This window comes from Streptomyces sp. NPDC002776, from assembly GCF_053592195.1.
Genome location: NZ_JBSFVG010000040.1, coordinates 1 through 11,682 on the forward strand (window position 1 = coordinate 1; position 11,682 = coordinate 11,682).

Here is an 11,682-nt window from a genome sequence, read left to right on the forward strand (position 1 = left end):
GATCACCGATCGCCTTCGAGAACACCCTCCACCACACACCAACTACGCTGGCACCAGCCGCATAACCCGTGTTCAGGATTCGGGGTCAAGGCCCCTTGTCTCAGGGCTCCTGGTTGCGGTGGTCTTCGGCTTGGTCGTAGGGACAGGAGCAGGGGTCACCATGGGGACCGCATTCGGTATTTCGCTGGGTGCCGTGTCACTGCTCGCGGTGATCCTTGTGGCAAACGCCTGGACACGCTACGCCGTGCTGCTGCTGTGCGCGCGGCGGGTCCTGCCCTGGAGGCTCGGGACATTCCTCAACTGGGCCTACCAGGGCGGGCTGCTACGCATCTCGGGCAACGCCTATCAGTTCCGCCACCGCGAGCTGCAGGAGTGGCTCGCCGACCAACCTGGAACGATCCCACGCACCTCCGGGCAGGTATCGGCATCCCGCTAGTGCTCTGACCACTGTGCGGGTGCGCAGACTGACCGACCAGGAGGGCCAGAAGCTGCAACAGATCGTGCGCCGGGGCAGTACCAGCCCGGTGGGCCCTGTGCGCCTGACAACCCGCACCGGTAGGCGAGGGATGCAAGGGGTCAGTGCGGGCATTGAGGCGAAGCTCGCGGCCCGTTTTTGCCGGCGTGCGTGGACAGACGTGCGTCCTTGTTTCACTACCGGGTACTGTGCGGGGCGCGTTCGGGAGAACCGGCTGATGTCAATCCCCTCGTGCCGTGGAGATCTTTCGAGCGGCCAACTCCACGGCAGGGTTGGCCTGGTGGTTTCGTTCGTAGTCGATCGGGCTCTGGTACCTGCATACGCCTTGTAGCCGTTGGGTGTTGTAGAAGCCGGTGATCCAGGTCGCGATCCTCAGCCGGGCCTCGGTGCGGGTGGATCACACCCCTGACGTCGCCGCCGCGGGTGGCCGCGGCCATGTTCAGGGAGGCGACGACGAGCTCGGCTTCGTGACAGGCGCCCATCGCGTAGCCGAGCAATCGACGCGAGAGGAGGTCGATGACGGTGGCCAGGTAGAGCTTGCCCTCACCGGTGATGATCTCGGTCATATCACCGCACCACACCTGGTCCGGAGCGTCCGCGGTGAAGTCACGGCGCACGAAGTCCGGGCCGTCGGCCGTTTGCCTGGCCGGGTCAGCCCGTGCCGACGGCGTGTCTTCCGTCCGGCTAGGCCGAGTTCGGCCATGAGGCGGGCCACGGTGTTCACCGAGACGCGCCAGCCCGAGCCCCACCTTCACGGCAGCCCTTACCGCATGTGAACGAACCCGGTTGCCCAGGACGCAGGCCCGCCTGCCCGCCGTGTCGGCGAGCCGGTGACCACCCGGGCCAGGTGCAGCGCCCTTGAGACGCACGGCTTCGCACGCACGGAGGTGGCCTGCGCGCTGTCGGCGCCGCTGAGTGGAGGCGCCGACAGGTGACGTTCCGTGCGGCGGGATCACTTGCTGCTGGAAGCGACCAGTTTGCGTACGCTGTCGATGCTGCCGCAGTCGTTTTCCAGGTACTTCGCGCGGGTTTCGCGGAACGCCTCGCCCAGCTGCGAGCGGCGGTCGTCGGCGACGTTCTCCCGCGCGTCGTTGAGCAGGGTCCGCTCCTCCTCGTCGGCATGATGGTTGACTGCAGTGACGAGCTCTTCCAGTTTTTCGTCCCACTCATCGGAGCCGATGTCGTCGACTTCGAGCAGGGCGAGCAGGGCCTCGTTGGCCTCCTGGTGTTCGTGCACGCTGTGATCGACGTCCTCGCCGTCGACGTTCTTGTAGCGCCGCAGAGCCGGGTAGACCTCGTCCTCCTCGGCGGAGGCGTGGGCGATCAGCAGATGCGCGAATTCCTCGAGGGCGGCCGCGCGGTCGGCTTCGGCGTTGCGCATGGTGCGGAAGAGATCTTCCATGCGTCGGTGGTCCTGCAGGATGAGTTCGACGACGTCTGTGGACGGCATGGTGGCCTCCTACGGGTCAGCGGATGGGATTCCGCTCTCGGATACCCCGGTCCTCGCAGGTCAGGCGTACGCCTTTCGCGTGGAACTCCTCGGGGTAATGCTCCTGGCGCGGCAGCCCGATGGTTCACGTGGGAACCAGTTCTTCGGACCTGGCTACCCACATGAGCTCGTGGCGGGCTGAACATCGTGGGACTGAAGTGACGATGCGGGCTGACAGGGAGCACTTGGTCGAAGAGACGGGCCACGGCGATCACTTGTGTCTGGCGTTCGCGGACGATGCGGAGAAAATTCCGGGTGGTCACCGCCTACGTGCTGGGCGGTCTGCGGCGTGGGGAAAGGGCGATGCACTTCGCCGATCAGAGCACTCCCTAACAGGTTCTGGACTAACCCGGGTCCCGCGCTGGCGAGCGGGCAGCTGTTCGTGACCAGGCCACGGGGTCGATCGCATTTCGCTTGATCACCTCGTCACCGTTGGCCCGGATGAGCCAGTCGCTGTTCTTTTGGGCTATGCGGATAAGGGGTGTGGTATGTCCGGGTCAGGGTGGTAGATGAAGGTTGTCTGACAGGGTCAGTAAGAGGAACTGCGCCCGGGCCGGCGGCGCGCACGTGAGCGCTTCAGCTGTGTGAGGCTCGCCCGCACCACATGGGCCTGGTGGCCGGATGTGGCTAGCTGCCGCATACCTGTCTCGCGTCAGGTGATGCGCAGGGCGAGGATGGCGAAGTCGTCCTCTGGCGGTGTCGGGCCATAGCCGAGCACCTGCTGCTCGAGTGCGGCGACGGTGGCCGAGGCGGAAGAATGGCGCGTACGGACGAGAATGTCGCGCACGCCGTCCTCGCTGAGCATGGCGGCGCCCAAGCGGCGCTCGGTGACCCCGTCGGTATACAGCAGGAGCAGGTCCCCGGGATGAAGGTCGTCCTCAGTGGTGTGCAGAGGGGGGTCGTTCACGACACCAAGGAGGGTGCCTGCTCTGCCCAGCCGGGTGACCGTTCCGTCGACCCGGCGCAGCAGGGGGTGCGGGTGCCCGCCAAGGGTCAGGCGCAGGCGAGCCGGTGAGGCGCTCAGGTCCAGGTCGGCGTAGGCGGCGGTGCAGAAGCGGTGAGCAGGCCGGTCCGCGATGATGGCGCTGTTGACCGCCTCCAGCACCGTGCGCGGGTCGGTCCCCAGGCGTCCGGCGGCGCGCGCGGTGTGGCGTACCAGGCCGGTCAGCGCAGCTGCTTCAGGGCCTTTGCCGCATACGTCTCCGATGGCCAGGGCCCAGCTGCGGGGGCCGGTCGGAACGATGTCGTAGAAGTCGCCGCCGACCAGGCTGCCCCGGGCTCCGGGGTGATAGCACGCCGCGAGCTCCACGCCGGGCATGTCCGGCAGGCTGGCCGGCATCAGGCTTTTCTGCAGGGCGCTGGCGACCTGGCTCTGTTCTGTGAAGCGCCGTGCGTTGTCGACTGCCTGTGCGGCGCGTTGCGCGAGCTCTTGGGCGAAGGGGATGTCACGTTCGGTGAACAGGCTCTGCGCAGGGGCGGCCTGGATCAGGACCATGGCGCCGATCACGGCCCCGGTCTGCGTCATGGGAACCGCAAGCCAGGACGCCGCCGGAATCAGACCGCGCAGGGCTGCTTGATGTTCCGGGCTGCGTGCCAGACGGTCCAGCGTGCGGACGACATCGGTGACCAGTTCGTATCGGCCGGTACGGACCACAGCTCCGACTCCGCCTTCGGCGTCCAGCCGCGGAGGGTAGTCGCGCAGCAGCGCGCGCAAGGCTTGCTCTTGCGCGGGGTCGCGGTGGGCCAGGGCGACCAGGGCCGGCTGCCCGGCTTCGTCGATGACATGGATAAGGCATCCGTCGGCAAGTCGCGGCACCACAGTGGCTGCGATGTTGGCGAAGGTCGTCTCCGGGTCCAGGGATGTGGCCAGGACACGGCTGACATCGGACAGAGCCTGGAGCTGGGCCTGCCTGTCAGCGGACTCGCGCAGCAGCCGGGCACGGTCTAGGGCCTGAGCGCACTGCCCTGCCAGAGCGCTCAGGAAGCCACGCTCGGAGTCGGCGAAAACGTGGCGCACGGAGAAATGGAAACTGACCGCGCCAAAGAGACGTTCCTCCACGCGCAAGGGCAGTACTGCCGTCGACTGGAATCGTTCAGTGAAGAAATGAGCGGCTTCGGGGAAGGCCTGCGCCCGCTCGGCCGGGTCGGCGAAGAACAGGGCCTGGCCGGTTCGGGCGGTGTGGGCCATGGGGTAGGGCGCGTGGACGCTGAAGGGAGCGGGAGGCTGGAGCGTCTGATCCGCGTCGTGGAGGTGCCGCACCGTGTAGCAGTCACTGCCCGGCTCGCTCAGGACGGCGGCACCGACCACGGCCCCGACGGCCGGCATGATATGCGTGGTGAGAACCGTCATGACCGAGGCGACGGTGTCCGCCGCCGCCAGCGCTGCGGTGACCTCGGCCAGCAGCTCGGCTCTCAGCACACGTTCGCTGTTGTCGCGCAGCACCCACAGCAGATGATCCGCTCCGACCCGCACGGCCTGGAACTCGTAGTCCGCCGCCCGATACGCGCTCACCTGCGTCCAGGTGAATGCTCCCTGCGCAGGCTCACCGGTGTCCAAGACCCTCATGCAAGCGGCGAAGGAGCCATTGTCGACCATCTGCGGCCACAGCTCGCTGCACAACCCCCCGATAGGCGCCGCCTGGCCGGGCTGCCCGGCCCGAGCGGCTGCGTTCATAGATTCCAGCCGCATATCCACCGCACGCCCGTCGGCATCCCGCACGGCAACGGAGACAGTCACAGCGTCCGGCAGACACTCGAACACCTCGGGCAGGAGCCCTGCGGGCAGACCAGTCGGACGATCCCCGTCCGAGGCCTCACCCGCTCCAGCGGCTATCGCGGTCATCGCTGCACATCTCCCACTGTCCCTGCGCCGGCAGGCCAGCGGATGCCATGCTCGTGTGTTCACCACTGAGCAACTCTTGTCTTACGGCAAGTGTCGTCGATCCGGCCCGGGTACCGAAAGAGACACGCGCAGTCTTTACCCACTCGTGGTACTCGGCGACGCGGCACCAAGGGGGCGCGGCGTGGGCCCGCACGCTGGTGCTACTGAACTCCCTCGTGCTGAGGCACGCGCGGTACGGGTGCCGCGCCCGGACGGCCGACTTCACTCGGCATGCGCCGCCGCGTTTTCGCAGAGCGTCTCAAGTCAGCGCAGCGGGCGGCGTCGACCGGAGCGTCGCATGTGCAGGCCAAGATAGACCAGGGGCCACGACGAAGACCGCGATGCCGGTGCGACGTGAGGACGTTAAAGATCAAGCTCGGTGGCGGGTCGCTTCTCGCGACCCGCCACCGAGCATAGTGGGCTGGCTGTCCGGCTCGTCGGGCCGTGGAGTACGCGCCGGGCAGTACCCTGCCGCATTCGATGTCGGCGTGCCTACGGCTTGAGCCCGGCAACGCTTCCAGCAGGGTTTCGTCGGGGGAGGACGACTTTTAGAATGTGACGTTCCAGGAGTCGATCCTGCCCGTGTCGCCGCCGGCGTTGTCGTTGACCCGGAGCTTCCAGGTGCCGTTCGCGACCTCCGAGGAGGCGTTGACGGTGTAGACCTGGCTGATGTTGTCGGTGCTGCCGCCCGAGCGGTTGTGGACCGTGTAGACGGTGCTGTCCGGGGCGATCAGGTCGACCTTCAGGTCCCCGATGTAGGTGTGCACGATGTTCACACCTACCTTGAGGGTCGCCGGGGCGTTTCCGGTTACGCCGCTGACGGTGATCGGGCTCTCCACGGTCGTGTTGTCACCGATGGCGAAGTCGGCTGTGTTCTCAAAGTACTTGCCGGGCGGCGGGGTGCTGCCGACGGCCTTGAGGGCGTCGACCTGTCCCTCGCCGAAGAAGCCGTTCTTGGCCGTGGTGCCCTTGCAGCGGCTGTCCGACGGGCAGGCGACGTCGTTGGCCTGGGTGGCCAGCTTGTCGCGCAGCTGCGCGGGGGTGATGCCGGGGTTGGTGCTGGCCAGTAGCGCCGCCACGCCGGCGACATGCGGCGAGGCCATCGAAGTGCCGCTCTTGGATCCGTACTTGCCGCCCGGCAGGGTGCTGTAGATGCCGGTGGTGTCTCCGCCCGGGGCCGTGATGTCGACGACGTTCAGGCCGTAGTTGGAGTAGGAGGCCTTCGCGGTGGTGCCCATCGCCGAGACGGTGACGACGCCCGGCAGCTCGGTCGGGATGTCCAGGCAGGCATTGGTGATGGTGCGAGTGACCGGCGTCGAGTCGTTCGGGCTCTCGGTGTCGGTCGTCTTGTTGGCCAGGTCGAGGTTGGAGTTGCCGGCCGCCGCGACCTGGAGCGAGCCCTTGGCCTCCGCATACTCCTGGGCGCGCTTGACGCCCTCGATGATCGCGGCCTGGTCGGCGTTGTCCGGGCAGTTGAACTGCCACGGGTCGGTGTAGTAGCTGTTGTTGGTGACCTTGAAGCCGTGGTCGCCGGCCCACATGAAGCCGCAGATGGTGTTCTCGGCGAAGAAGAGCGAGCTGCCGGGCTCGGCGATGCGCACCGAGGAGATCTTCACGCCTGGGGCCACGCCGATGACGCCCTTGCCGTTCTTGGCAGCCGCGACCGTGCCGGCCACGTGTGTGCCGTGGGTGCCGATGTCGCGCCAAGCGCCGGTACGGGTGTCCGGCTTGCCGTACGCGCAGGACGCGGAGTCCGCGGCGTTGAAGTTCGGCGCCAGGTCCTGGTGCTGGTCGTCCACACCGGTGTCCAGGATGCCGACCTTGACGGACGCGGAGCCGGTGGTGACGGCCCATGCCTGGTCGGCCTTGATCTGGGTCATGTCGGCGCGGACCGGCTCGCCCGAAGGGGTCGTGGACTGTGCCGGGTTGGCGGGCAGCGCCGGGTTGTAGGCGTCCGCCGGCACGTCGGAGGTGCGGGTGGCGCCGACCTGCTGAACCCCGCTCACACCGCGCATCGTCGCGGCGAAGGAGGCGGACGCGGAGTGGGCGGTGATGACACCGATCGCGTCGTAGTACTGGAAGACCGTTCCGCCGTTGGCGGTCACCGCGTTGCGGACCGCCGTGGTGTCACCCGGGGCGGTGATCACGAGGTACGCGCGGGTGCCGGCAACCCAGGTCGCACTTGAGGAAGCGGGGGCCGCGGCCCGGGGCGCCGCTGCGGGAGCAGGTGCGTCGGTGCCGGAGGGGGAGACGGGGGCGGTGTCGGCGAGCGCGACGGGGGCCCCGAAGGCAAGCGTCGCGCTGAGCCCGGCGGCCAGCACGAGAGTACGTCGAGGGCGGCTGGATCTGTGGGGTATCAATGCGTCCTCCGATGACCCGGGGGTCAGGCCGGGTCGTACGAAACAGGTGGTGGACGCAAGGTGTCATGCACGCGGCTAATTATGGAAGTGTCTTTTACGGCAGAGGAGTTCGATAATCGGTGGCTGAATTTCGACTATAGGTACAAGCGCGGAGAACCGTGGTCGAGGAAACAGGGAGGAGGTAGACCGGTACGCGGTCCTCCCCTTGAGGGACGCGTGGAGACCGAGCGGCGGTCGCCCCAGAGGGGCTCGACAGCGAAGGACCCGCCGCTGCCGTCGGTGCGAGGCCCTGCTGAGGGGCCGAAGCGAGGGCCTCATACGCCGTGTGCTGATGGACTATGGGCCGAGGCGTAAGCGGCAACCGCGGCGTGGCCGCGTCGTTCGCCAGCCTCGCAGTCGCTCAGCGATTTCATACGAGTCCAGACGCGGGGTCCGGGGGCTTTGTCGGCTGGAGGCAGGCGAAGTCGGCCAAGCGGACAGTGACTGTGGTGGGGGGTGGCCGTCAGTTGCGCCGCCCACGTGAGGCGCGGGCCAGTTGGACTCGTACTTCGGCTTCGCGGCGCCGATCGCCAGTTTCCCGAAAGAGGGCAGCAGCGGTGGAAAGGGCCTTAACGGCTTCATTGAACCTGTGTACCTGACACAGGCTGAGCCCGACATTCTTCCAAGCGATGCCTTCGCCGTGGCGGTCGCCCAGCTCCCGGCAAAGTGCCGCATCCTGGGCGCCGACGTCAGCAGCCTCGTCGAATCTGCCGTGTTCGACGAGGGCTTGGCCGAGTAAATTCAGCGTAGAGGCGGCACTGTGGCGGTCGCCGGTTTCCCTGAAGAGGCTGGCAGCGGCAGTGAGCGGCGTGACTGCCTTGTCGAAGCTCTTCTTATGAAGCAGCAGTTGCCCGAAATTGGCTAGCGCCTTGGCCTCGCATTCAGGGAATCCCATTTCCTTGGAGAGGCGAGCAGCACTGAGGACGGCGTCGGCGGCCTCGTCGAACTTCCGCATCTGGATCAATGCGGCCCCGAGATTGTTCAGAGACTCTGCCTCTCCGTGGACGTCACCGTGTTCACGGAAGAGGGCAAGGGCATCAGCGTGAGCCTTGACTGCCTCCCTGAACTTCTGCGCGCCGGCCAGCGCCAGTCCGAGGTTGACCAACGTTACGCCCTCTGCGTGGCGGTCGCCTATCTCCCTCCAGTAAGCGACGGCCTCGGTCAAGTAACCGACGGCCTGCTTGGGCGCGCCCATATTGATCCGGACGGGCCCTAAGATTCCCAGTACCCGGGCCCCGCCCAGACTGTCTCCTACCTCTCCGAACAGAGCTGCAGCGTCGGTGAGGACGTTGACGGCATCTACGAAGTTCTCCAGGAATGCCAGAGCCTGGCCGAGATTAGTCAACGTTATGGCCTCTACGTGGCGGTCTCCGGTCTCACGGCACATATCCAGCACCGCTGTGAAGACGTCGACAGCTTCTTTGAACCTGCCTGCACGGATGAGGGCGCGCCCTAGACCATCGAGCGCTGCCCTCTCATTGTGGCGGTCTCCGGCCTCACGGCAGATGCCGACGGCGGCAGTACTGAGGTTGAGCCAGTCGTTGGTGTGGCGGCGCAGGTCGAAGAACGTACCAAGAGCGAGTACAAGTCCTGTCGCGGCGGCGTGATGCGCAGGGGCGGCCGTGGCGGCGGCGACAAGGTTGCTCTGTTCGGCCTCCAGCCACTCCAGAGCCTGACCGCGGTCGGTGAAGTCGTCCGGGAGGGCCCAGCCTGGCGTCGTCTGCAGGTGAGTGTCGGCGGCCTGAGCGGTAGTGAGGTAGTGGTCGAGCAGGCGCGCCACCGCCGCATCCCGGCCGTCGTACGCGGCATGCTCGCGCCCGCGCTCGTCCGCGAAGAGCCGTACCAGGTCGTGCATGGACCAGCGTTCGCCGTCCGCAGGCTCCTGGTCGGTCCCACCCTGCGCCCTCTGCTCGACCACGTGGGCCCGGGCCAGCCCGGCCAGGAGCCGCCGGGCGGGCGCCGGGCCTTGGTCGAACAGCTTGGCCGCCGACGCGGTGGACACGTCCACCCCGGGAGCCGCGCTCAGCAGCCTGAACGCGCGTCGCGCATCCGGCGTGAGGTGCCGGTACGACAGCTCGAAGGAGGCCCGCACGGCTAGCGGCCGCCCGTCCGACTCCGCGCTGTCGTACTCCAGCGCGTCCAGTCGCGTTCGTTCGTCTGCCAGTTCCCTGGCTTGGGCCGCCAGCGGCCGGCCCGGCTCATCCCGTAGCAGTGCGCCGATGATCCGCAGGGCAAGCGGCAGGAAGCCGCACAGCTGCACGATTTCCAGTGCCGCTTCGGGCTGGGTGGTGACGCGGTCGTCGTCTATGCCGCCGGCGCCCAGGGTCCGGTCCAGCAGCGCTACGGCGTCCGCGGCGCTCAGCGGCTTGAGCTCGATCCGGCGCGTGGGCATCGCCGAGAGCCGGTGCCGCGAGGTGATGAGGGCCCGGTGGGGCGTGCCCGGCAGCAATGCCTCGGCCTGCGCGGGGTCGCGCACGTTGTCCAGGACCATCAGCAGCGGCCGGTCCTGTGCCGCGAGCTCCGCCAGCTTCTGCCGCCAGGCGTCGATCTTCCCGTCGGGCGTGGGCGGCAGGTCCCTGCTCTTCACTCCCACGGCACGCAGCATCCGGTCGGCCGTCTCGGCGGCGCCAATGGGTTCGTCACCGTACCCGCGCAGGTCCGCGAAGAGGGTCCCACCCGGGAACCAGCCCCGTGCCCGGGCCTGATGGGCCGCGTGCAAGGCCAGCGCCGTCTTGCCGACGCCGCCCATTCCGGAAACGGCTGACACCACGATGGCCGCCGCCTCGTCCCGCTCACCGTCGCCGTCTGACGGCTGCAACCACCGCACAACGTGGTCGATTTCGTCGGTCCGGCCGGTGAACCCTGCCGGGGCCGGAGGAAGCGTCATCGGGGCGGGCGCCGGCACGTGATCGGCCGCGGCACTCAAAGGACGCCCGCCGCGCGCCTTGCGCTCCGCCCGTGCCCGGCCCACCAGCGCCTCCCAGTACTGCGGGGGCCGCGGGGCGTAGTCCGACCCGGCCTTCTGCGCCTCGCCCTGCAGGTGGCGTACGAGGGCCAGGAAGTAGCGGGTGTACGCGCCGGCGCTTGGCACGGCCGGGCCCTTCAGCCACCCGGCGACGGACGAAATGGAGACGGTGGCGGGCGGCAGCTGCTTCGCGCCCAGGCTTGCCATGCTGGCCAATGTCGGCGAGCCCGCCGCCTCGTGCAGCGCGTTCAGCTCCGCCCGTAACCGCTCCGCGTGCCCCATCGCCGGCCTTTCACCACGTACGGCTTGCAAGGTTCGCGATCGTCGGAAAAGTCCTCGAACCCAAGGCTGACCAGCCTAGACGTCCTCGCGCGGGACGTTGACCCGATCGATGGAAACCCCTTGTAAACGGCCTCCTTGGCCTTCCGCCGGCGGCAGTCCGCTGCTGGCTGATCCCGCAGGAGACCGCTATGTCCGACGTACCCGTGCCCTTCGAACCCGAGACCGAACCGGGCGCCCGCCCGGCGCGTGTACTGATCGTTGTCGTACCGGCGGGGGCCGTCCCCGCTGGCTCGACCGTCGTACTCGCCCTGCCCGTCGAGGCGTTGCCGGACGGGGCGGCGACGCGGGCGACGGCGAGGGCGGCCCTGCCGACTCCTCCGCTCCACCGCCCGTCCGTTTCCGAACGGCGCTTCACGCGCAGGCTCCGCGAGTGGAACCTCGCCTGGTGGTCCGCCGTGGCCGCAGCCGCGCTCGAGGTACCGGTGAGCCACGTGCTGGCCTACTACCTCCACCAGCACGGGCTCATCTCGCCGCTGGAGTACTGGTTCCCACTCGACTGATCGCTTTCCGGCACGCGTGCAGCGGCCCCGTCACGCGAAGGGGCCGCTGCACGCGTGCCGGAAAGCAGCTCGACCTGCACCTGAGGTAGCTCCTGTCCGGGCTGCGGCCGCGGCGGTCCCGGCCTGTGGCTCGCCGGTCACGCGCACGCGGCCCTGATCGGCATCGACTTCTTCCCGGTCACCATCCCCCAGGCCCGTCACCGGGCCACGTCGCGCCCCGTCGAAGTGGCCTTCGCCGTGGCCGACGTCGCTGGCCTTCCGCTGGCCGATCAATGTGCGGACAGGGCTGTGACGTTGGACGCCCTGCAGTACGCGCCGCCGCCCGCCAGGCACTGCGCAGCCTCACGCCCGGCGGCCGCCTGGTCCTGGGTCAGGTCAGGTGGGTCAGGGTGGCAGCCGTTCAGGAGTCGGTGTCGCGGACGCCTTCGTCTTTGTGGAGGCGATGGTCCAGGCGGATGGCGCCCAGGTGGCGGGCTTCGTAGACAAGGGAGCGCCTGGTGGCCGCGGCGGAGGTGTCGCGGGGGCCGTAGGAGTTCCATAGGAGTCGACCGTTCACCTGCGGTGACGCCCCGCAGGCGTGAAAATCGGTACAGGGGCTGTCCGCCGACGCCGCTTGATGTTTGGGCTGTGA

The 11,682-nt window shown here is 68.2% G+C and carries 7 protein-coding genes and 1 pseudogene; 3 read left to right on the forward strand and 5 right to left on the reverse strand.

Annotation, left to right across the window (positions count from 1 at the left end; translation table 11 throughout):
• Nucleotides 1–160: 160 nt before the first annotated feature.
• Nucleotides 161–436, forward strand: coding sequence for a hypothetical protein (locus ACWD11_RS34620; RefSeq protein ID WP_451287872.1), 276 nt, complete (start codon nucleotides 161–163; stop codon nucleotides 434–436).
• Between the two features lie 215 nt (nucleotides 437–651).
• Here ACWD11_RS34620 and ACWD11_RS34625 read toward each other — a convergent pair whose 3' ends face one another.
• The 5 genes from ACWD11_RS34625 to ACWD11_RS34645 all read right to left on the reverse strand — a co-directional run bounded on the left by ACWD11_RS34625 (nucleotide 652) and on the right by ACWD11_RS34645 (nucleotide 10,491).
• Nucleotides 652–1,041 (reverse strand): DDE-type integrase/transposase/recombinase, encoded by a 390-nt coding sequence (locus ACWD11_RS34625; RefSeq protein ID WP_451287862.1) that lies wholly within the window; start codon nucleotides 1,039–1,041, stop codon nucleotides 652–654.
• Between the two features lie 386 nt (nucleotides 1,042–1,427).
• Nucleotides 1,428–1,925 carry a hemerythrin domain-containing protein gene (locus tag ACWD11_RS34630; protein WP_389421100.1) on the reverse strand — a complete coding sequence of 166 codons (498 nt, stop codon included), beginning with the start codon at nucleotides 1,923–1,925 and terminating at the stop codon, nucleotides 1,428–1,430.
• Nucleotides 1,926–2,616: 691 nt separating this feature from the next.
• The gene (locus ACWD11_RS34635; RefSeq protein ID WP_451287864.1) at nucleotides 2,617–4,521 is read right to left on the reverse strand and encodes a SpoIIE family protein phosphatase; all 1,905 of its coding nucleotides are present in this window, start codon (nucleotides 4,519–4,521) and stop codon (nucleotides 2,617–2,619) included.
• 872 nt (nucleotides 4,522–5,393) lie between these two features.
• Nucleotides 5,394–7,166 carry a S8 family serine peptidase gene (locus ACWD11_RS34640; RefSeq protein ID WP_451287866.1) on the reverse strand — a complete coding sequence of 591 codons (1,773 nt, stop codon included), beginning with the start codon at nucleotides 7,164–7,166 and terminating at the stop codon, nucleotides 5,394–5,396.
• Between the two features lie 541 nt (nucleotides 7,167–7,707).
• The gene (locus ACWD11_RS34645) at nucleotides 7,708–10,491 is read right to left on the reverse strand and encodes a tetratricopeptide repeat protein (RefSeq protein WP_451287868.1); all 2,784 of its coding nucleotides are present in this window, start codon (nucleotides 10,489–10,491) and stop codon (nucleotides 7,708–7,710) included.
• 188 nt (nucleotides 10,492–10,679) lie between these two features.
• Here ACWD11_RS34645 and ACWD11_RS34650 point away from each other — a divergent pair, with 188 nt between their 5' ends.
• Both ACWD11_RS34650 and ACWD11_RS34655 read left to right on the forward strand, forming a co-directional pair.
• Nucleotides 10,680–11,051 (forward strand): hypothetical protein, encoded by a 372-nt coding sequence (locus tag ACWD11_RS34650; protein ID WP_451287870.1) that lies wholly within the window; start codon nucleotides 10,680–10,682, stop codon nucleotides 11,049–11,051.
• A gap of 111 nt (nucleotides 11,052–11,162) precedes the next feature.
• Nucleotides 11,163–11,682, forward strand: a pseudogene (locus ACWD11_RS34655) (class I SAM-dependent methyltransferase); the annotation flags it as partial.

What these genes read in the sequence shown, in the direction of transcription:
- ACWD11_RS34650 (WP_451287870.1), top strand. Translation starts at nt 10,680, where the DNA reads ATGTCCGACGTACCCGTGCCCTTCGAACCCGAGACCGAACCGGGCGCC.
- ACWD11_RS34625 (WP_451287862.1), bottom strand. Translation starts at nt 1,041, where the DNA reads ATGACCGAGATCATCACCGGTGAGGGCAAGCTCTACCTGGCCACCGTC.
- ACWD11_RS34645 (WP_451287868.1), bottom strand. Translation starts at nt 10,491, where the DNA reads ATGGGGCACGCGGAGCGGTTACGGGCGGAGCTGAACGCGCTGCACGAG.
- ACWD11_RS34620 (WP_451287872.1), top strand. Translation starts at nt 161, where the DNA reads ATGGGGACCGCATTCGGTATTTCGCTGGGTGCCGTGTCACTGCTCGCG.
- ACWD11_RS34630 (WP_389421100.1), bottom strand. Translation starts at nt 1,925, where the DNA reads ATGCCGTCCACAGACGTCGTCGAACTCATCCTGCAGGACCACCGACGC.